Annotated in this window: 16 protein-coding genes and 1 pseudogene; 13 read left to right on the top strand and 4 right to left on the bottom strand. The window is 66.9% G+C overall.

Annotation, left to right across the window (positions count from 1 at the left end; all coding sequences use genetic code 11):
• The first annotated feature begins 208 nt into the window (after positions 1 to 208).
• The gene (locus VD997_00990; protein ID HYE60545.1) at positions 209 to 2,833 is read left to right on the top strand and encodes a UvrD-helicase domain-containing protein; all 2,625 of its coding nucleotides are present in this window, start codon (positions 209 to 211) and stop codon (positions 2,831 to 2,833) included.
• A gap of 179 nt (positions 2,834 to 3,012) precedes the next feature.
• On the opposite strand, the gene VD997_00995 is transcribed toward VD997_00990, so the two are convergent.
• The 3 genes from VD997_00995 to VD997_01005 all read right to left on the bottom strand — a co-directional run bounded on the left by VD997_00995 (position 3,013) and on the right by VD997_01005 (position 5,065).
• Positions 3,013 to 3,510 (bottom strand): hypothetical protein, encoded by a 498-nt coding sequence (locus tag VD997_00995; protein ID HYE60546.1) that lies wholly within the window; start codon positions 3,508 to 3,510, stop codon positions 3,013 to 3,015.
• A 71-nt stretch (positions 3,511 to 3,581) separates the two neighbouring features.
• The gene (locus VD997_01000; protein HYE60547.1) at positions 3,582 to 4,016 is read right to left on the bottom strand and encodes a hypothetical protein; all 435 of its coding nucleotides are present in this window, start codon (positions 4,014 to 4,016) and stop codon (positions 3,582 to 3,584) included.
• A gap of 50 nt (positions 4,017 to 4,066) precedes the next feature.
• Positions 4,067 to 5,065 carry a prolyl oligopeptidase family serine peptidase gene (locus tag VD997_01005; GenBank protein ID HYE60548.1) on the bottom strand — a complete coding sequence of 333 codons (999 nt, stop codon included), beginning with the start codon at positions 5,063 to 5,065 and terminating at the stop codon, positions 4,067 to 4,069.
• A gap of 61 nt (positions 5,066 to 5,126) precedes the next feature.
• Here VD997_01005 and VD997_01010 point away from each other — a divergent pair, with 61 nt between their 5' ends.
• The 7 genes from VD997_01010 to VD997_01040 all read left to right on the top strand — a co-directional run bounded on the left by VD997_01010 (position 5,127) and on the right by VD997_01040 (position 10,668).
• Positions 5,127 to 5,633, top strand: coding sequence for a DinB family protein (locus VD997_01010; GenBank protein ID HYE60549.1), 507 nt, complete (start codon positions 5,127 to 5,129; stop codon positions 5,631 to 5,633).
• A gap of 60 nt (positions 5,634 to 5,693) precedes the next feature.
• Positions 5,694 to 7,382, top strand: a complete 1,689-nt coding sequence (locus VD997_01015; GenBank protein HYE60550.1) for a type I 3-dehydroquinate dehydratase — start codon at positions 5,694 to 5,696, stop codon at positions 7,380 to 7,382.
• A 2-nt stretch (positions 7,383 to 7,384) separates the two neighbouring features.
• Entirely contained in the window at positions 7,385 to 7,837 is a 453-nt protein-coding gene (locus VD997_01020) for a hypothetical protein (GenBank protein HYE60551.1), read from the top strand.
• 51 nt (positions 7,838 to 7,888) lie between these two features.
• Positions 7,889 to 8,773: an acyl-ACP--UDP-N-acetylglucosamine O-acyltransferase gene (lpxA, locus tag VD997_01025; protein ID HYE60552.1), complete on the top strand. Its 885-nt coding sequence runs from the start codon at positions 7,889 to 7,891 to the stop codon at positions 8,771 to 8,773.
• Positions 8,774 to 8,794: 21 nt separating this feature from the next.
• Positions 8,795 to 9,736 carry an MBL fold metallo-hydrolase gene (locus VD997_01030; protein HYE60553.1) on the top strand — a complete coding sequence of 314 codons (942 nt, stop codon included), beginning with the start codon at positions 8,795 to 8,797 and terminating at the stop codon, positions 9,734 to 9,736.
• A gap of 108 nt (positions 9,737 to 9,844) precedes the next feature.
• Positions 9,845 to 10,270 (top strand): ribosome silencing factor, encoded by a 426-nt coding sequence (rsfS, locus tag VD997_01035; GenBank protein ID HYE60554.1) that lies wholly within the window; start codon positions 9,845 to 9,847, stop codon positions 10,268 to 10,270.
• Between the two features lie 11 nt (positions 10,271 to 10,281).
• Positions 10,282 to 10,668 (top strand): hypothetical protein, encoded by a 387-nt coding sequence (locus VD997_01040; protein HYE60555.1) that lies wholly within the window; start codon positions 10,282 to 10,284, stop codon positions 10,666 to 10,668.
• 55 nt (positions 10,669 to 10,723) lie between these two features.
• Here the strand turns inward: VD997_01040 and prfB are convergent.
• A pseudogene (gene prfB, locus VD997_01045) lies at positions 10,724 to 11,779 on the bottom strand (peptide chain release factor 2).
• A 235-nt stretch (positions 11,780 to 12,014) separates the two neighbouring features.
• On the opposite strand from prfB, the gene VD997_01050 reads away from it, so the two are divergent.
• The 5 genes from VD997_01050 (at position 12,015) to VD997_01070 (ending at position 18,813) form a co-directional block, all read left to right on the top strand.
• Entirely contained in the window at positions 12,015 to 13,427 is a 1,413-nt protein-coding gene (locus VD997_01050) for a serine/threonine-protein kinase (protein HYE60556.1), read from the top strand.
• Between the two features lie 9 nt (positions 13,428 to 13,436).
• On the top strand, positions 13,437 to 13,853 hold the full coding sequence (locus VD997_01055) for a hypothetical protein (protein HYE60557.1): 417 nt from the start codon (positions 13,437 to 13,439) through the stop codon (positions 13,851 to 13,853).
• A 428-nt stretch (positions 13,854 to 14,281) separates the two neighbouring features.
• Positions 14,282 to 14,953 (top strand): translation initiation factor IF-3, encoded by a 672-nt coding sequence (infC, locus tag VD997_01060; protein HYE60558.1) that lies wholly within the window; start codon positions 14,282 to 14,284, stop codon positions 14,951 to 14,953.
• A gap of 218 nt (positions 14,954 to 15,171) precedes the next feature.
• Positions 15,172 to 15,798 (top strand): hypothetical protein, encoded by a 627-nt coding sequence (locus tag VD997_01065; GenBank protein HYE60559.1) that lies wholly within the window; start codon positions 15,172 to 15,174, stop codon positions 15,796 to 15,798.
• A gap of 273 nt (positions 15,799 to 16,071) precedes the next feature.
• Entirely contained in the window at positions 16,072 to 18,813 is a 2,742-nt protein-coding gene (locus tag VD997_01070; GenBank protein HYE60560.1) for an HYR domain-containing protein, read from the top strand.
• Positions 18,814 to 18,913 lie beyond the last annotated feature (100 nt).

The raw sequence follows: 18,913 nt of genomic DNA on the forward strand, positions 1-18,913 counted from the left end.
GGTGGGTGGTACGCGGCTCAAAAGGGCGTGTGCGGGTTCTTAGATGGTGATTGGGGTTTTGTGCTGAGAGATTCAGATGTTGGGTGGCAACCGCTGCGCGGCGGCACTCCGAAACGCGACTCGCGTGAAAAAGCTGACAGATGGAAGGAGTCTCCTGAGGGAAGAGCCGCCACGGAGCGGCTGGCCATCCAAACCATAAACTGTGGGCGTGACCCAGTTCTCCGACTCGTTCCTCTCCCGCCTGCACGGCCAGCATTCACCCGGTGACCAGCACGATGGTGGGCACGGTGAAGCCCCGCCCCCGCTCACGGCCGAGTCGCTGACGAAGGACCTGACGCCGCCGCAGAAGGAGGCGGTGCTGGCGACGGAGGGGCCGCTGCTGGTGCTGGCCGCGGCGGGGTCGGGGAAAACCCGGGTGATTACGCGTCGGATCGCGTACCTGATCTCGCTAGGGGTGCCGGCCTGGCAGATCATGGCCTTGACGTTCACGAACAAGGCCGCGGGCGAGATGCGGGAGCGCGTGCACACGCTGCTGGGGGATGGACAGCGTGCAAAGGGGCTGACGATTACGACGTTCCACTCGCTGTGCGCGCGGCTGCTGCGGCGGTACGCGGAGGCGGCGGGGCTGAAGCCGGACTACTCGATTTACGATTCGGGAGACCAGTCGGCGCTTTGCAAGAAGGTGATCGAGGCGCTGCAGTTGAGCACGAGCAATTTCCCGCCGCGGAGCGTGCTGAGCGCGATCAGCAACGCCAAGAACGACCTCAAGGACGCGGAGGCGTACGCGGCGGAGGCGTTCGACTTCTCGAGCAAGATGATTGCCAAGATCTACGCGGGGTACACCAAGGCGTTGCGGGGCGCGAATGCGGTGGACTTCGACGACCTGCTGCTGCTGACGGCGAAGGTCCTGAAGAACGACCAGATGGCGCGGGAGGAGTGCCAGCGGCGGTGGCAGTACCTGCTCGTTGACGAGTACCAGGACACGAACCACGCGCAGTTCCTGATTGCGTCGCAGATCGCCGGCAAGGGCAGCGGGCCGGGGGGGCCGAACTTCTGCGTCGTCGGCGACCCGGACCAGGCGATTTACGGCTGGCGCGGCGCCGACATCAGCAACATCCTGGAGTTCGAGCAGCACTACCCCAAGGCGCGGACGATCACACTGGGCGAGAACTTCCGCTCGACGGCGCCCATCCTGAAGGTCGCCGACACGCTCATCCGCAACAACAAGCGGCGCAAGCACAAGGACCTCTTCACGAGCAAGGCGGGGGGCGAGAAGGTCGAGGCAGTGCTGACGCGTGATGAGCGGCACGAGGCCGACATCGTGGTCGATTGGCTGAAGGCGCGTCATGAGGGCGTGACGTCCCGAGGGGAGAAGGGTGACAAGCCCGTTGCCTGGCGCGACATGGCGATTTTCTACCGAACCAACTCGCTGTCACGCGTGATGGAGGAGGCGCTTCGGGCGGCGGGGGTGCCGTACTCGATCGCGAAAGGCACGGCCTTCTACGAGCGCGAGGAAGTCAAGAACGTCCTCGCGTACCTGCGTGTGGTGGCGAACGCCGACGACTCGATCTCTCTGTCGCGGATCATCAACACGCCCGCGCGAGGTATCAGCAAGGCGACGCAGGACGCGGCCGAGCAGTTCGCGGCCATGCAGGGCATCAGCCTGCTCGATGCGTTCCGGCATGCCGATCAGCTGGATGGAATTACGCCGAAGGCGGTGACGAGCATCCAGAAGTTTCTGGAGATGTACGACGGGTGGACCGGCGGGGGCACGTTCCTCTACAAGGGCTCGGACCTCGGCCTCACCCTGCACGAGCTGGTTGATCGCGTGATCAAGGAGTCGGGCCTGGAGAAGATGTACAAGGAGCAGGCCGCGAAGAGCCAGACGGAGACGGACGCGGAGCGGCTGGACAACCTCGCGGAGATCGTGAGCGCGGCGCGGGAGTTTGAGCTGGAGTTCGACCCGGCGGCCGACCCTGCGGCCGATGTCATGGGTGGCCAGCCGCTCCGCGGCGGCCCTTCCGCTTCCGCCGCGGGCAAGACCCCCCCGAGCGTCGAGTGTGACCCCCTGGACGACTCACCGTTTGCACCGGACGCTGCATCGCTTCCAACTTCCGACTTCCCACCTCCGACTTCCACCGCCCCGAAGATGTTGTCAATGCTCCGTGCTTACCTCGAGTCCGTCGCCCTCGTCGCGGACGCCGACGCCGTGGACCCGGCGCAGGGCTCGGTGACGCTGATGACGCTGCACGCCGCGAAAGGGCTGGAGTTCCCGGCGGTCGCGATGATCGGCATGGAGGAGGGGCTGCTGCCGCACACGCGGGCTCTGACCAGCGAGGCGGATATGGAGGAGGAGCGGCGGCTGGCGTTCGTGGGCGTCACGCGGGCGATGCGGCGGCTGCTGATGACGGCCGCGAAGTACCGGACGATCCGCGGGCTTCAGGAGCGCACGATCCCAAGCCGCTTCCTGGGCGAGATGCCGCCGAGCGAGATGATCACGGTGGACATGAGTGATGTGTCCAGCGGCCTGGGCGAGGACTGGGGCGAGGAGCTCGACAGCGGCAGCGACCGGGTCGAGGCGCGCATCAGCCGCATGAACAGCGAGCGCCGCGGCGGGTCTACCTCGGGCGGCCCCGGCTTCTCACGCACGACGCCCGCGCCCGGGCTCGCGGGCGAGTTTCCGGTCGGCTGCCAGGTGCGCCACCCGCAGTTCGGGCTTGGCACGATCAGGAGCGTGCAGGGCGGGGCGAACGCGCGCGCGACGATCCAGTTCCGCGATGTAGGGGTGAAGACGATGGTGCTGGAGTATGCGCGTTTGACGCGGGTGAGTTAGCTGCGTCTGGGTACCCCGCCGCTCCGCGGCGGTCTCACTGCGGCGTGGGCCAGCTCGGAGCGACGGATCGAACGTTGGCACGAGTGGATCTTGCTCGGCGAGCGTCGCACGTTTCTTTGACGTTCGACTTGACCGTGACCAACGGAAAGAGCCGCCGCGGAGCGGCGGGGTACCCGCTGCTACGTCACCATCCACAGCCACGCCAGAGTCACGACGAACATCAGCACGTGCACGCCCCAGATACCCGCGGCGAAGGCGGCCTGCATGCGCGTGGTCCATGCCATGATGCGGTGGCGGCGGCGGTACATGAGGACGACCGACGCGACGCTGAGCCAGCCGAAGGCGGTGGCGGCGTACCCGGGCGGGGGCATGCGGTCGCCGGGCGGGAGCTGGTGCCAGTGTGTGATGATGATGGGGACCATCATGAACACGGCCGCGACGCCGCTGAAGCAGCCCGGGGCCATCGCGACGATCAGCCACGCGAAGTGGGGGCGTGCGGAGGCAATCTTCAGGACCAGCTCGTCACCGCACTCCGGGCAGGTCGCAGTCTGAATATCGCGCAGGTCGTAGCCGCAGCGTGGGCATGGGACGGAGCGGTTGTGGAGGTAGGCGATGACTTCAGCATGTGGGTCGGGCGCTTGGAAAGTTGCGTGGCTGTCAGCGGGGTGAGGGATCATGGCGTGATACTCAGAACGCACGACAACGCCGCACGGTTCGAACCGGGTACGACGACGATTGCATCGGCAAGTCACCGCCCGCTGATCGCCATCAACACAGCCCCGCCCAGCATGAGCGACAGAACCGTCCACAGCCAGGCAAGGAGTGCGGTGACGGGCATGAGGGCGATGATCGTGCCGACCATCGTCGGGACATTCAGCCGCTCCCAGCGGACCAGCGTGACCACCATGCCCGTGAGGCAGGTCCAGCTGCCCAGGAGGACGAATGGCGCTATGAAGTCACCGTCGCGACCGACCCGCAGGAATGCCGCTACCACGTAAGTGGCCGGGGCGGCAAGCAGCGGCATCAGCCATGCGCGCAGCCGCGGGCCGCCGTTGAGCAGGCGGTGCAGTTCCCCACGGGACCAGCGGCGGCCACACTCCGGGCAGGTGACCTCGGCCTCGTGCACAAGGCCGCGGAAGTCGTAGCGGCAGGCGGGACACTCGGCCTGGTTGCGGTCGGGCATGAGTTCGCTCTCTCGCGCGGCGATCGATGGCTGTCGTTCTCTCTATCGCCTTAGGCGCCGTGCGGCTCCAGGTTGGGCAGCTTCGGCTTTTCGGGCTTGACATAGCGGTCGAGCCAGTCGCGGATCGCGTTGTCGTAGGTTTCCTTGTGGTCCCCAAAGAGGCCGTGATCGCCGCCCTCGAGCATGAGGAGGCGGTAGGGGCGCTTGGCCTCCTGGAGCTTCACGGCTATGTCGAGGGCGTCTCGGGGGTCGACACGCCAGTCGGAGGTGCCGTGCACGATCAGGACAGGGACATCCGTCGGGAGTTTGTCGGCCCAAAGCACAGCGGAGCGGGCGTGGATCGCGTCATCGCGCTGCGTCTTCCAGTTAGGGATGCACTCGTTGAAAACATTCTCCTCCATCTCAGGCCGGAGCTTGGCGCACCGTGCCATGTCTGACAGTCCGGCGCCCACGATGGCGGCACGTACGCGCTTCGTCCTGGTGAGCGCCAGGTAGGTCATCATGCCGCCGCGCGAGTGGCCCCACATGCCAATCCGCGACGTATCGGCGAATGGAAGGGCGTCAAGGACCCCGAGCCCGTTGATGATGTCGTTAACGTCCGCACCGCCGAACTCGTCCTGTCCTTCGCTTCCCGTGCTGCCCCTCAGGTTGGAGGTGAAGAAGACGTAGCCCCACTCCGCGGCTTTCCCACCGAGCATCTGGGCCCATCGATCGTCGGTCTCCCCGAAGGACCGGTTGCCCCCGCGATTGAACACCAGGCACGGCAGCTTGGACTTATTGCCAAGGGCGTCGGCGGGATATGCGATGTAGCCGACGATCCGGAGGCCGTCGGAGCGGTAGACGATCCGCTCGACGGTCGCCTTGCTGCCGGGCTCGGCGGGGAGAGTGGTGCGTTCCAGGATGAGATCGGTAGGTGTGGGTAGTGGGGGAGCCTCGGTCGAAGGGGCCGAGGATCTGTGTTCCGGCGTCGGCTGTGCCGGTTGGGTGGCGAGCGCTTGGAAGAAGAGCGCGAGGAACGCGAAAAGGACCGGCGCGGCGATCGTGTGCATGAGGGGCACCCTACCACCTGGATCCAGTTCCGGCAACGCTCTGACGTTTATACCCTCGTGCATGCCGACGGCACTCGACACCACGCTCCACAGCTTTCGCTACTCGCTTGCATTCCTACGCGAGCAGGTTTCCGATGTGCCCGAGTCGCGACTTTGCGAGCAGCCGGGTGGGTTCGTGAACCACCCAGTGTGGACCATCGGGCACCTGACGCACACCTGCGAGATGATCGGTGAGGTGATCGGTATCGAGGCGTGGCTGCCGGCGACCCATGCGAAGCTCTTCGGCGCAGGAAGCGCGCCTGTTGCGGATCGCGGGACGTACCCGTGCGTCGCGGAGTTGTTTGTCGAACTCAGGACTGCCGAGGAGCGGGTGATCAGCGGTGTGCGACGGCTCACTGACGCACAGCTTGAGCAACCCTTCCCAGACCCCGCATACGCCGACGTATTCCCTTCCGTGGGGCACGCGCTGACGCAGGTGCTGGCGGGCCACACCGCCTACCACGTGGGCCAGGTGGGTGCGTGGCGACGCGCGACCGGGCTGCCGGCCATGCGGCGGAGCTACGAGTAAGTCCGTACGCTGGTGACGATGAGTCCGTTAAGCCATTCCAGTGCCCCGACCTTGGTGTGCGTGTCCATTCCGGTGCGGGAGGTGGAGCAGGCCGCGGGCGATGCACGCGCGGCGAAGGCGGGCGGGGCGGACATTGTCGAGTTCCGCGTGGATGAGTTCTTCCACGGCGACGACGCGACCAATGCGGCGGAGAACCAGTCCTGGCAGCTGGCGCGGCTTGTGTCCGAGTGTCCGCTGCCGTGCATCGTCACGTGCCGGCACGTGAGCGAGGGCGGGCACTACGACGGCCCTGAGGACGCCCGCATCGCGCTGCTGGAGCACCTGACGCGGAGCGGCGGAAAGGGTTACCACCCGCCGCGGTATGTCGATCTGGAGCTGGCGAGCTACGAGCGGTCGGCGAACCTGCGGCAGAAGGTGGGGCTGGCGATCGGCGTGCCCGGGGGTGTTGGGGAGGCGCCCCAAGAGCGGTCGGGCGATCCGGGCACGTCGCTGATTCTTTCGGTGCACGACACCAAAGGGCGGCCGCAGGACCTCACCCGCCGGCTTGCACGCCTCTACGAGGCGGGCGCGGCTAGCGTGGTAAAGGTGGCGTACCGGGCCCGCTCGCTGCGGGATTCGCTGGAGCTGCTAGACATCGCGGCACAGGGTGCGGCGGGGCACAAGCCGACCATCGCGCTGGGGATGGGCGAGTATGGGCTGCTCTCGCGCGTGCTGGCGGGCAAGTTCGGGGCGTTCCTCACCTTCGCGGCGCTGCGGCGCGAGGACGCCACGGCGCCGGGTCAGCCCACGCTGGATGAACTGCTGAACCTTCACCGCTTCCGCTCGATCGGTGCACAGACGGCCGTGTACGGCGTCGTGGGCTCGCCCGTGGGGCATTCGATGTCGCCGCTGGTGCACAACGCGGGCTTCGGGGCGGTGGGCCATGACGGCGTGTACCTGCCGCTGCCGGTCGCCGCGGGGAGCACGCCGGAGGAGACTGACCTGAGCCTCAAGGCGACGCTGCTGGAGTTGCTCCACCACGAGCGGCTCAACGTCCGCGGACTGTCGGTGACCATCCCGTTCAAGGAGAGCATCGTGCGGCTGGGGCGAGCGGAAGGCTGGCCGCTGGACCCGATGGTGCAGGCGATCGGGGCGGCGAACACGCTGGTGGTGAGAAGGAGCACCGGTCAGGAGACCGGTGCCGCCTTGTACAACACCGACGCGCTCGCGGCCAGGGAGTGCATCGAGGCAGTGGTGGGGGCGCTCGCGGGCAAGCACATTGCGGTTCTTGGAGCAGGTGGCGTCGCACGCGCGGTGGCGTTCGCATGCGCCGCGGCCGGAGCCGAGACAAGTGTGTTCGCGCGGGATGTGGGGAAAGCCGCTGAGTTGTCGCAAGCCGTGGCAAGAACAATCGAGAGCGGGCTGAAAGCCCGCCCCCCCGGTGCGTTGCTCGACGCGCAGACCACCGACGCCGACGTGATTGTCAACTGCACCCCGGTCGGGATGACTGGCGGCCCTGCGCCGGGTCAGTCGCCTATTCCTGATCTCTCGCGCCTCAAGAACACGGCGGTGGTGTTCGACACGGTGTACAACCCGGTCGAAACCCCGCTGCTCAGGGCCGCACGGGCGCGGGGGCTTGCAACCATCGACGGCGTGAGCCTGTTCACCCGTCAGGCGGAGGCGCAGTTCCGCTTGTGGACAGGGAAGGTGCCGCCCGCCAATCTGTTCGACGGGCTCGTGCGCGAGAGGCTGCGGACGCAGGAGGCGTAGCGATGGAAAGCGAAGAGCCGCGACCGGGGAACCAGAACGCGGCGCCGGCCACTACGTCGTCCACGCCCGCACCTGCCCTTGCCCGGCGTGGCATCCACCGCCTCCATGCCCTCTACCCCAACCACTACTGCTGGTTCCTGCTGCTCTCGTCGATGGACGTCATGCTCACCGACGCGATCCTCAACGTGCTCAAAGGTCGCGAGCTGAACACGGTGGGCGACTTCTTCATCTCCCGCTTCGGGCTGTGGGGTGCGATCGGCCTCAAGTTCACCACGGTCGTGATCACCATCGCGATCATCGAGTTCGTCGGCCGCCGCCGCCCTGATCTTGGACGCAAACTCGCCGTGGTGCCCATCATCATCACCTGCATCCCCGTGGCGTGGGGGCTATTCCTGCTCGCGGTGGGCCTCTCTGCCGGACACGACGACCCAAGCCACGTCCCCGAGGCGCCCTGATCGCCCCGCGGACCAGCCCGCGACACCCGCGATGAACTACCATTGGCCCCTATGGCCAACGCTCCTGTCGTGCATCCCTCGGCCGTGCTGTCGGGCGAGATTGAGCTCTCCCCGGGCGTGGTCATCGGTCCGCACTGCGTGCTCACCGGCCGCATCAAACTCGGCGAGAACGTGCGGCTCATTTCGCACGTGTCGATGCAGGGGCCGGTCGAGGTCGGCGCCGGCACGCGGATCCACCCCTTCACCTCCATCGGCTTCACGCCCCAGGACGTCAAGTGGAAGGACGACCACGTGACGGCAGGCGTCCGCATCGGGCGTGATACGCAGATCCGCGAGAACGTCACGCTGCACGCGGCCAGCAAGCCCGACGTGCCCACGAGCGTCGGTGACCGCTGCTTCCTCATGGTCGGCTGCCACCTCGGTCACGACGCCAAGTGCGGCAACGACGTGGTGCTGGTCAACAACGTGCTGCTGGCGGGGCACTCGGAGGTCGGCGACAAGGCCACCCTCGGCGGCGCGGCCGCGGTGCACCAGTTCACCCGTGTCGGCCGCATGGCGTTCATCTCGGGCATGACCGCCGTGGCGATGGATGTGCCGCCGTTCTGCCTCTCGGCGGAGCGCAACCGCGTGCACGGGATCAACCTCGTGGGCCTACGCCGCAACGGCGTCGCCCGCGATCAGGTCACGCTGGTTCGCAAGGCGTTCCGTAAGGCCTTCCGGCCCACGCTGCCGCGTAAGGAGATGATCCAGGTCCTCGAGGAGATCGGGCGCGAGAGCCCGCTCGTGATGGAAATGGCCGAGTTCGTCAAGGCGGCCAGGCGGCCGGTCTCTAACGGGATGGCCCGCCCGCCGCGGAGCCTGGTCACGTGGATGCACTTCGCCCGCCGGGGTGAGCACCTGCCGGGGTTCGAGGAAGGGGCCGAGGAAGTGGGCTGAGTGCCGGAGTACGGTGAACGCATGGAGGCGCAGGGCCCGACCATCCCGCTGACGGTGCCCCTGTGCGACGAGGCCCGCCTGTGCGTGCTGAGCTCCAGCAGCAAGGGGAACTCTTCGGCGCTGGTAGTGGGGGGAGCGGGGGGGCAGCAGTCGCTGGTGCTGATCGATGCGGGGCTTTCGCCGCGGCGCACGAGGGACCTGCTGCTGGAGCGGGGCATCGACCTGCCGATCTCGGCAATCGTGCTCACGCACCTTGACCACGACCACTTCCACCAGGGCTGGCTGAGCGAGCGGGCCGGGCTGCCCGAGGGGGCGTGGCTGTACCTGCACAAGCGGCACCGCAACCGGGCCCAGCGGGCGGGGCTGCTGTACTCGCCGACGCGGGTGTTCGAGGATGACGCCTTCGAGGTTGCTCCCGGCGTGCACGTCTCCCCGGTGCTGATGTCGCACGACTCCCTCGGTGCCGCGGCGTTCCGCTTTGACTTCGCCCACAGCGGCCGCTCGCTGGGCTACGCGACGGACCTGGGCCGGGCCACGCAGCGGCTGATCGATCACCTCGCGGGGGTCGATGTGCTGGCTATCGAGAGCAACTACTGCCCCAACATGCAGGCCTACTCGGGCCGCCCCGAGTTCCTCCGCCGCCGCATCACCCACGGGAGCGGCCACCTCAGCAACGAGCAGGCCGCGGAGGCCGTGCGGGCGATCGCGCCGCGCGAGCACGTCGTGCTGCTGCACCTGTCGCTGGACTGCAACCGCCCGGAGCTGGCCGCGATGCACTACCACGGCTGCCCCTGCAAGGTGACGATTGCGAGCTGGGAGAAGCCAACCGACTGGATCCAGCTGACCTGGCCCGAGGCCCCGCGCCGCGAGCGGGTGGCGCCGCGGATGACAGGCCCCGTGGTGGTGGCCCGGCGGCCGGGGATGGCCTCTCCAACACTCTTTGATGGGCTGGGCGCGGGCTGATCTTCGATTCTCGCGCGGCGGCCCCATCCAGAATGGGCGACACATCGAACTGGGAGGGTTCCGATTGCTGGCACAGTCGGCGCTTTGGGAGACCTAAACTCGATGCTCATGCCCAGCCCGACCCAGCCCGTACAGGCCCAAGCCACCTCGCCCGAGACGCTCCAGTTCGCCATCGAGGCCGCGCGCCTGGTGCGCGACGACAAGTGCGAGGAGGTCGTGCTGCTGGATGTGCGCGAGCTGTCGCAGGTGACCGACTACATCATCATCGGCAGCGGCACCTCCGACCGGCAGATGCACTCGGTGCTGCGGCACGTGGAGGAGCTCGGCAAGGGGCGCGGCATGCCCAGCTTCCGCAGCAACGCCGACGACCGTAGCACGTGGCTGCTCATCGACTTCGTTGATGTGGTCGTGCACCTCTTCGAGCCCAATACCCGTGCCCACTACGACCTCGAGATGCTCTGGGGTGATGCGCCCCGGGTGCAGTGGGAGCGGCCGGACCAGATGCAGCGGGACCGGGCGGGGCTGAATCAATAACATCAATCGTCATGGCTGGCGAGGGACGGAAGAAGCTCAGGCCACTGTGCGACACGGTGGAGCTCGCGATCACGTCGAGCCCGGCGGGGAGCCTGCGTGATTTCATCCGCCCAACGGCGCACCCTGATGCCGAGCGGCTGGCCGAGTACCTGAGCCGGGCGCCTTGGCTCGAAGTCATTCCGGGCGTCACACGCGATGCTCTCGTTGCAGAGTCGCCTGCCAGTTTGGAGATGCACACGCTGACCGATGGGGTGTGGGCCTGGCGCATCGACTTGGCGCACTACGTCCGTACGCACCGGGTCTGGCCTCCCGATGAGTTCATCGAGCATGCGCGGGCTGCTGGCTGGCGACCGCCGGCTGAGGAAGAGATTGACTTCAGCACCTTTCGCTTAGAGTGAAGCGCGTCCGGGTAGGGAAAGGCACGACCCGACGGATCGTGCCACCCAACCCAAATCACGGCCTCGCAGCCGCCTTCGCCTTCTCTTCCTTCTCCGCACGCCGGCGCTTCAGTTCCGCGTCGATGAAGTCAGCGATCTCGCCCCGCAGCACGGCCTCGTAGTCGCTGGACTCGTGGTTCGTGCGGTGGTCCTTCACGCGGTTGTCGTAGAACACGTACGAGCGGATCTGCGTGCCCCAGCCGCGGTCGATGGCTCCGCCCGTGGCGGCGGCCAGTTCCTTCTCGCGACGCTCGTCTTCCATGGCCTGCAGCTTGGACATCAGCACGGCCATCGCCTGGGCCTTGTTCTGCGGCTGGTCACGGAATGAGTTCGCCACCACCTGGATGCCTGTGGGGAAGTGCGTGATGCGGATGGCGCTGGCCACCTTATTGACGTTCTGCCCGCCGGGGCCCGACGCCCGCACGAACGGCACGATCTCCAGATCCTTCTCGGGGATCTTGAGCTCGACCTCTTCGATCTCGGGCGCGACATCGACGGTGGCGAAGGACGTCTGCCGCTTGCCCTGGGCGTTGAAGGGTGAGACGCGGGCGAGGCGGTGCGTGCCGCGCTCGCAGTTGAGGTAGCCGAACGCGTACGGCCCCTTCACGTGCAGCGTGACCGAGTCGATGCCGACTTCCGAGCCGAAGCCGCGCTCGACCTCCTCGATCTGCCAGCCCATCTTCTCGCAGTAGTAGATGTACATGCGGAAGAGCATGTCGGCCCAGTCGTTGGCCTCGGTGCCGCCCTGGCCAGCGGAGATCGTGAGGAACGCGTTGGACGCGTCGTGCTTGCCGCTCAAAAGCGACTGCAGCTCGACCTTTTCCATTCGCGGCCCGAGCCGGAAGAGCGTCTCGTCGGCCTCGGCGATGAGGTCCTTGTCGCCCGTCTCCTTGCCCATCTCGTAGGCGAGCTTGGCGTCCTCGAAGTCCTTCATGACCCCGGTGAGCGGATCAAGCTGGGCCTTGAGCCCCTTGACCTGGGAGACGATCTTGCGGGCGCGGTCCTGCTGGTTCCAGAAGGCCTCGCCGGCCATCTCGGCCTCGAGCTCCCTCAGGTTCTTGAGCTTCTTGTCGTAGTTAAAGAGAGTCGCGGATGGTTACGATCCGCGCCTCGAGGTCGTTGATGATGGGGCCGTGGGCGTCAAAGTGCATGGGGCGGATGGTAGCCGGTGGCCCACCCGAGCACCGGGCCCCGCGCCTCTGACCGCCCCTCGAAGGCGCGGGCAGCCGTTTCAGGCGGGTACAATCCGGTTCGCCCCTTGCTGGACCCCCGCCACCCCGGCGGCCGATGGACTGTTTAACCACCCGATGCCCGATTCATCCCGCCAGAGCGACCCCGGCAAGACCTCACCCTTAGGGAAGGCCCCGGCCACCGGCCCGGCCGCGGCACAGGCCGCCTCGGCCAAGATGGGCTCCACCGGCCCCGCCGTGCCCACCGCCGAGGAGATCCTCCAGGAGGTCGCCAAGAGCGGGACCAACGTCGACACCATCGTCGGCCGCCTGGTGATCGACCAGGGCTTCGCCACCCCCGAGGAGCTGTCGCACTGCCTGGCGCAGGCTAAGGCCCTCGCGGAGGAGAAGAGCCAGCGCTCCCTCGCCGAGCTGCTCGTCGAGAACGAGTACGTCACCCGCCGGCAGATGGCCCGCATCCGCGAGCTTGCTGAAGGCGAGCGCAGCGGGCAGAAGATCCCCGGGTACAAGGTGATGTCCAAGCTCGGCGCGGGCGCCATGGCCACGGTCTTCAAGGCCAAACAGCTCTCGCTCGACCGCATGGTGGCCATCAAGCTGCTGCCCAAGAAGTACAGCAGCAACCCGCAGTTCATCGAGCGCTTCTACGCCGAGGGCCGGGCCGCGGCGCAGCTCAACCACCCCAACATCGTGCAGGCCTACGACGTGGGCAAGGCGGGCGAGTACCACTACTTCGTCATGGAGTACGTGGAGGGCTCCACGGTCTACGACGAGATCGTCAAGCACAAGCGCTTCCAGGAAGGTGAGGCCATCGACCTCATCATGCAGGTCGCCGAGGCCCTGCAGCACGCCCACGAGCGCGGCCTTATTCACCGCGACGTCAAGCCCAAGAACATCATGCTGGCGAGGACGCAGGGCGGCTCTGGCCCGGGCTCCAGCATCGCCAAGCTTGCCGACATGGGCCTGGCCCGCGCCATCTCCGACAAGGAAGCCGCGGAGGCCGAGCAGGGCAAGGCCTTTGGCACGCCCTACTACATCAGCCCCGAGCAGATCCGCGGGGAGATCAACATCACCCCCGCGGCCGACATCTACTCGCTGGGCGCCACGCTCTACCACATGGTGACGGGGGCGGTGCCCTTCGACGGCAAGAACCCCTCGGCGGTGATGCACAAGCACCTCAAGGCCGAGCTGGTGCCCCCCGACCACGTCAACGCCAAGCTCTCCGCCGGCCTCTCCGAGGTCGTCGAGATGATGATGGCCAAGGACCCGCGCAAGCGATACCAGTCCGCCCGCGACCTCATCACCGACCTCAAGGCCGTCAAGCAGAAGCAGCCCCCGCCCTTGGCCCACAAGGACATCGGCGGCGTGGACCTCACGCAGCTCGCCGCCGCCGAGGCCGCGGCCGCCGTGACCGAGATCCCCGTCTCCGCCAACCAGCCACCGCTGGTGCGCCCGTGGCTGTTCGGGCTGCTGATCGCCCTGCTGGTGATTAGCGTCGGATTCAATGTGTTCCTGCTCGCGCGGGGCGGCTGAGGGGCGTCCATGAGTACGGCCGCGGTCAACCGGGCTGTTGCTCGTGCGGAGCGGGTGCTCCCCGGATCGCCGGCGCTCCCAGGCAAACGCGACCCAAGGTGGCAGGCGATCATCCGGATCGGAGCGTTCGTAGAGACGCACCCCGAGGAGGTCTGGCAATTCGTGCAGCGGTGGGGGAAGCACGCGCAACTGGACATCCGCGCTGCAGTGGCGACGTGCCTGCTCGAGCACCTGCTCCAGGCTCACTTTGAACGGATCTTCCCCCGTGTCCGAAGCGCCGCGTTTGAGAGCGCTCGGTTCGCCCGCACGTTCCAGATGTGCTGGCAGTTCGGTCAGGCGGAAGAGCCAGCCAACCACGCCCGCATCAAGCGGCTGCAGAGCCAGCTTCGACGCACTCCCAAGCCACCGCCTCGTCGGGCCAGTTAGGAGGCCGATGACCGGGCGTGTGAACCTGTGGGCGGGGGCGGGGGGTGTGCGGGGTGAACGTCCGCGAAGGCCGCGAGCGGGGGGAATCCAGCGGATTCGGCCCCTTGGAGCTTGCCCCGGGGCGGGACTAGAGTTAGGCTGTGTTTCGGTAGTTCTTGTTGAGACTGGAGTCTGATGGCAGCACGCGTTTGTATCTCAGCACCAGAAGGGCGGGCCCTGTGCCTCCGGGCGCAGTCATGACCGCGCCCGCCCCCAGCCATCCCCAGCCTCTCCCCCCAGCAGCTTCACACAGCGTTCCACCCGCCGCGCCCGCCCCCAAGGCGAGCCCGGCGTGCGGCGCCCGCCAGCGTGGCGTGCCCGCGAGTTCTTGAGCGAGCGGAAGGAGTCAGAGTTTCTCTATGGGTCGATTCAGCCGTGACCACGGTCCAATGGTGCAGCGTACGAGGCTCAACCACCTCATCCGGATCACGCCCGTCCGCGTGATCGGCCCCGACGATGAGCAGATCGGCGTCATCGAGACGCAGGACGCCATCCGCATGGCCCAGGAGAAGGGCCTCGACCTCGTCGAGATCTCGCCCGACGCGCGCCCGCCCGTCTGCAAGATCATGGACTACGGCAAGTTCAAGTACGAGAAGAGCCAGAAGGACCGCAAGGCTCGGGCCGCCTCCAAGGCCACGGAAATGAAGGAAATCCGCCTGGGCCGCTCGGTCAAGATCGACCAGCACGACATCCAGGTGCGCATCGACCAGGCCCGCCGCTTCCTCATGCACGGCCACAAGGTGATGTTCACCCAGCGATTCAAGGGCCGCGAGATCGCCCACAAGGAGATCGGCCTGCAGAACCTCCGCAACGTGGCCGACGCGCTGCTGGACATCTCCAAGGTCGAGCAGACCCCGCGCTGGATGGGCAAGCAGGCCAGCATCATCATGAGCCCCGACCGCCCCAAGATCGAAGCCATCAAGCGCAAGCTCGAGAAGGAAAAGCAGGAGAAGCTCGCCAAGGGCGAGAAGGTCGAGGAAGAGAAGTCACTCGAGGTCCTCGAGGCCGAGCTCGCCGCCCAGAACGCCGGCGAGGGCGGGGACGAGGGCGACGAGGATTGATCTCCGAGTAGTGACGAACCAGTGTGCACGGGAGGGGCGTCCGCGAGGGCGCCCCTTTTTGTTGAGCCCCTGAGGATGCGCAACCACCGCTAACGCAACGGATTAGAAACAAATGAGAAGATTCTTGCCCGAAAATTGACAAGCGGGCTTGTTTGTCGGCCGGGCGATCAGTACCTTCTCGCGGGTGCAGGTGAAACACCCTGCGGGGAGAGAAGACAATGAAGAACGGTATCTGCGTGGGGGCGATCGCCCCTGCACTGGTGGGGCTGTCCGCACTTGCGTCGCAATCACTGGCCGGCGTCGGCCTTGAGCTGCGTCCCTCGCTGCAAACCGCGAACGTCGGCGACACCGTGACCTTCGGCATCTACGCCGTAGCGGACGCGGGCGTGCCGCAGGCTCTGTCGGCGGTGCAGGTGGTGCTCGCCTGGGAGCCCGCGTACCTGCAGATGCTGAGCAACTCCAATGCCGGGGCGGTCTCGCTGCTCTCGTCGGCGTTCACCTCGCCCGACCCTTACGGCCTCAACGAGTCACTCCTCCCGCAGGACGGCAACGCCCTGTACCTCGCGTACGCGGGGCTCGGCACTCCCGTGCAGGCGACGCCTGCGGGCGTTCTGCTCACGACATTCCGCTTCCAGACGCTCTCGCCGGTGTCGTTCACGCCCGTCAGCCTGCTGACCTCCGGCGGCTCGCCCGTGGGGTTCTCTACGGTGTTCGACGGCACTGTGCCGAACCTGGACGTAACCGGGGCCCTCTCCGGCGGCGGTGTGCAGATCGTGCCCGCCCCTGGTGCTCTCGGCCTTGCCGCGATTGGCCTGCTGGCCGGGGCCCGTCGTCGTCGTCGCTGAAGTCAGCTGATCAACCGACGCTTCAGCCGCCATTGGCCGCACTTGAGGCGCCGGACCTTCGGAATCTACACCGACACACCCTGATGTAAGCCAGCCAGCCTTGGCGGGTTGTGTGTTCCAGTCGCCCTTGGGGGGTGGCATGCTTGTCGCATGCCGCTGATAAACAACGGGCGGGTTGCTGTCTGCTTGGCTATTTCGCCGGGCAGACCGAGTTGTGGCTCAGGATGGGTTAGGCCCACCTGCGGCCTTCATTGTCAGTAGGGAGAGGAATCGATGAAGACCAGAATGTTCGGGGTAGGAGCGGCCATGGGGCTCGCGGCGCTGGCGCACGCGGCCGGGCTCGTCGAGACGTTCAACGCAAACCCGGTGCTGAGCAGCACGTCCGGCCCGGGGGTGTGGTACACCGACCGGTACAACCCTGCTGGGTTCACCAGCGCGGTATTCGACGGCGACCGTCGCTTGAAGCACTCAATCAGCGCTGCCGACTGCGAGCCTTGCCGTCCCGGCGGGTTCAACTCGGCGTTCTACAGCACTCAGGGCCGCAACTTCCAGCTGCCCGCGGGCACCACGTCGCACACCATTCAGCTGTACGTCCCTTCCGACTGGGCCACCAGCGGCAAGCGGATGGCGGGCTTCTGGGGCGTGGCGTACGACGCGGGCAACGCCGTGTCCAGCTACCCGATCCTTGAGTTCACCCAGAGCCCCGACGGCTCCGGCCAGCCCCGGTTCCGGGGTTGGGACAACGCCACGGGTTTGTGGGTCGACATGGGCCTCCCCACGGGCTTCACCTACGACCGCTGGTACACGCTGTCGGTCAAGCTCGTGGGGGGCAACTGGGTCTACCAAGTCGGTGACCTGAGCCTGACGACGACTGCGGGGACCTCAACCCGCATCGGCTCGACCCTGCTCCAGGGCCACAACACCGTGGGCGGCGTCAGCTACGACATCTACTGGGACAACCTGTTCACCAATACGACCGCCGGGATCACCCTCTCGGCCCCCAGCTGCTCGACCAATAACGTGGTCACCGTCAATGTGGACCTGTCGGGGGCGAGCGAGAATGTCGTGGGCGGCCAGTTCTTCCTCGACTACGACCAGACCCGTCTGCAGCTGGTCAGCGCCGTGCCGGGGAATGCCCCCTTCACTCTGGAAGTGTTCGAGTCGCACAACATGGCGAACGGAACGCTGGATTACGCCGTGGGCGTGCCCTTCGGCAACCTCGGCACCTCCGCCGACACCACGATGGCGACGCTGACGTTCAACTGGATCGCCGGCGCCGACTCGTGCAGCACCGGGGCGAACCTGGTCGAGTTCCGCACGCACAACCCCATCACGCGCCTGACCAACGCGGTGAGCGAGCCGATCAGCCCCACGCTGACCCCGATGGCGTCGATCACGGTCGATACCACGGACCCGGTCATCACCTGCCCCCCGAGTGTCACGCTGAATGCTGACGCCGGCCAGTGCACCGCATCGCTCCCGTCGATCCTGCGGGCGAGCGGCTGGCGCATCTTCGGCGATACCACCATCTCCCAGGTCCCCTCCACCAGCAACTTCATCGCCAACATCAGCTCGATCGTCGGCAACCCCAGCGGATTCAGCGGCATCATCCACACGCTGCAGTCGCCCACGACGTTCGCATCGCTCAGCTACCTGGGCATGGATTACCGCGTCACCCAGGGCTGCTGGGGCGCGGGCTCGCCCCGCTTCCAGCTGGCGATCGACACCGACCTGAACGGGACGAGCAACGGCAACGTGTTCGTCTACGTGGCGACGCCCCCCAACTTCAACGACTGCCCGCCGATCGGCGTGTGGCAGAACACCGGCAACCTGCTCGCCGCGACCGACCTGCGGTTCGACCTCACCCAGTTCGGCGGCAACTTCTACAGCACCTATGCCCAGGCCGTGAGCCTGCTGGGCAGCGGCAACGTGCTGAGCGCCAACCTGGTGATGGACTCCAGCTTCGTCAACAACATGGCGATGGACGTCGACAACATCAACGTCGGCGGCGCGGTGCAGTCCTTCAATGACGCGACCGCGACCGACAACTGCGGCTCGCCCACCGTCGTCGGCGTCCGCAGCGACAGCCAGCCGCTGAGCGCTCCGTACCCGACGGGCACCACGACGATCACGTGGACGGCAACCGATGGCTGCGGCAACGACACGCCGTGCGTGCAGACCATCACCGTCAACCCCTTCAACACCGTCACCGCGACTGTGCGGCTCGAGTCGGTGGTGAACTCGCCCTCCTTCACCCGCTGCATCACGTTCGGCACCGACACCTGCAGCAACTTCTACGACGTGCCGATTACCTTCACCAACGGCGTGGGCTCCGCCAGCTTTGACGTCCCCTGCGGCGTCTCCTCCTGCTTCACCGCCCGCGACAAGAAGCACACCCTGCGCGGCACCAAGCTGGCCACGATCTCCGGACCCAACTACGTGCTCAGCTTCACCGGCGCCGACCAGCTCATCGGCGGCAACATCAACGATGACTCCGTCATCGACATCCTGGACTTCGGCGGCTTCATCGGCCAGTTCTCCCAGAACGTCGGGGCCAGCACCCTGTGCGGCGCCAGCGGCCTGCACGCTGACTTCAGCGGCAACGGCATCGTCGACCCCGCCGACTTCACCTACGTGCAGATCCACTTCCTGAACTTCGCCGAGGCCGACTGCTGCGGCAACGTCCGCCCCCAGGGCGTGCAGGAGATCTCGGTCGACGAGCTCAACAGCACGGGGCGCGAAGAGATCGCCATGGGCGACGTCAATCGCGACGGCTGGCTCAACGGTCAGGACGTTGAGGTGTGGGTCGCTCACGGCGGCTTCCCCACCTGCACCCAGGACTTCAACGGCGATGGCGATGCCGGCACCGATGCCGACATCGAGGCCTTCTTCGCCTGCCTGGGCGGCACCTGCTGCCACACCTGCGGCAGTTCTGACTTCAACGGCGATGGTGACATCGGCACCGACCAGGACATCGAGAGCTTCTTCCGCGTCCTGGGCGGCGGCGCCTGCTGAGATCCTGACCCCTACGCCCCTCCTCCTGTTCTCGGCCTGCGACAGGCCCTGAACCCTGAACACCCCGCACGGCGCCACGAGCGCCGTGCGGGGTTTTTCG

The organism is Phycisphaerales bacterium (assembly GCA_035627955.1).
GTDB lineage: Bacteria > Planctomycetota > Phycisphaerae > Phycisphaerales > UBA1924 > JAEYTB01.

Coding starts and splice junctions, on each gene's coding strand:
- VD997_00995 (HYE60546.1), bottom strand. CDS start 3,510: ATGATCCCTCACCCCGCTGACAGCCACGCAACTTTCCAAGCGCCCGAC.
- VD997_01000 (HYE60547.1), bottom strand. CDS start 4,016: ATGCCCGACCGCAACCAGGCCGAGTGTCCCGCCTGCCGCTACGACTTC.
- VD997_01005 (HYE60548.1), bottom strand. CDS start 5,065: ATGCACACGATCGCCGCGCCGGTCCTTTTCGCGTTCCTCGCGCTCTTC.
- VD997_01010 (HYE60549.1), top strand. CDS start 5,127: ATGCCGACGGCACTCGACACCACGCTCCACAGCTTTCGCTACTCGCTT.
- VD997_01020 (HYE60551.1), top strand. CDS start 7,385: ATGGAAAGCGAAGAGCCGCGACCGGGGAACCAGAACGCGGCGCCGGCC.
- lpxA (HYE60552.1), top strand. CDS start 7,889: ATGGCCAACGCTCCTGTCGTGCATCCCTCGGCCGTGCTGTCGGGCGAG.
- VD997_01030 (HYE60553.1), top strand. CDS start 8,795: ATGGAGGCGCAGGGCCCGACCATCCCGCTGACGGTGCCCCTGTGCGAC.
- rsfS (HYE60554.1), top strand. CDS start 9,845: ATGCCCAGCCCGACCCAGCCCGTACAGGCCCAAGCCACCTCGCCCGAG.
- VD997_01040 (HYE60555.1), top strand. CDS start 10,282: ATGGCTGGCGAGGGACGGAAGAAGCTCAGGCCACTGTGCGACACGGTG.
- VD997_01050 (HYE60556.1), top strand. CDS start 12,015: ATGCCCGATTCATCCCGCCAGAGCGACCCCGGCAAGACCTCACCCTTA.
- VD997_01055 (HYE60557.1), top strand. CDS start 13,437: ATGAGTACGGCCGCGGTCAACCGGGCTGTTGCTCGTGCGGAGCGGGTG.
- infC (HYE60558.1), top strand. CDS start 14,282: ATGGTGCAGCGTACGAGGCTCAACCACCTCATCCGGATCACGCCCGTC.
- VD997_01065 (HYE60559.1), top strand. CDS start 15,172: ATGAAGAACGGTATCTGCGTGGGGGCGATCGCCCCTGCACTGGTGGGG.
- VD997_01070 (HYE60560.1), top strand. CDS start 16,072: ATGAAGACCAGAATGTTCGGGGTAGGAGCGGCCATGGGGCTCGCGGCG.